The sequence below is a fragment of the Haloferula sp. A504 genome, assembly GCF_044385805.1.
Taxonomy (GTDB): domain Bacteria; phylum Verrucomicrobiota; class Verrucomicrobiia; order Verrucomicrobiales; family Akkermansiaceae; genus Haloferula.
Map to the genome: position 1 here is coordinate 1 of NZ_JBISBU010000172.1, position 820 is coordinate 820.

Here is an 820-nt window from a genome sequence, read left to right on the forward strand (position 1 = left end):
AGGGCCTGGCGGGCGAACTCGATGAGCTTGGCGGCGGCCTCGTCGTGGTCGCGGATGCCGTGGCGACAGAGCATGGAACTCAGCGACGAGTGGCGGCGGCGGGCGATTTCAGGCGCGCTGAATCGCTCCTCCATGAGGGTGAGGGACGCCTCGGTGAACGAGCCGATCCCGGAACGCGCGGCGTCGAGGAAGCCGGGGAAGAGTTGGTCGGCGATGGCGTGGATGCGGTTGCGGCTGGCGGTCTGCTGGCGCACGAGGGTGCGGCGCATGCGGGTGAGTTCGCGCAGGTGCTGGTAGACACTGTCGTCGGCGGGCTCGGTGTCGCGGGCGCGGCGCGAGATGAGGGTGTGGGCGATGCCGAGGAGGTCGATCGCGTCGGTGCTGGCGTGATGGTCGGAGCGGTTGTGTTTTGCCTCGAACGCGTTGACGCGCATGACGAGGTATCCCCTTTCACGCAGCGCGGTGAGGAAGTTCGAGACGTAGGGCGGCTCGTCCTCGCCGCCGAGGAAGATCTGGCTTTGGGGGATCTTGCGGCGACCGGCGGTGGTTTCGATGGCCTCGACGACGAAGTCGATGCCGGCGCGGTTGTTTTCGACGGGAAAGGGCTTTCGCAGGATCTCTCCGTTGCCGTCGCAGCACAGGGCAAGGTGCTTGGTCTTGGCGAAGTCGAAGGCGACGCAGAGGACCTTTCGAGGATCGCCGGCACGCTGGAAGAGGGCGTTGAGCTTCGCGCTTTGGTTGCGGTAGATCGAGGGTTGGAGTGTTGCTTTCATGGCCATGTTAGAGTGCCATGAAAGCGAACGTCAGGGCAGCTCCGTCA

The 820-nt window shown here is 65.5% G+C and carries 1 protein-coding gene; it reads right to left on the bottom strand.

Annotation, left to right across the window (positions count from 1 at the left end; genetic code table 11):
• A partial coding sequence (locus ACG2LG_RS24010; RefSeq protein ID WP_396263421.1) for a transposase occupies nt 1–773 on the bottom strand: 773 nt, incomplete at its 3' end.
• Nucleotides 774–820: the final 47 nt, after the last annotated feature.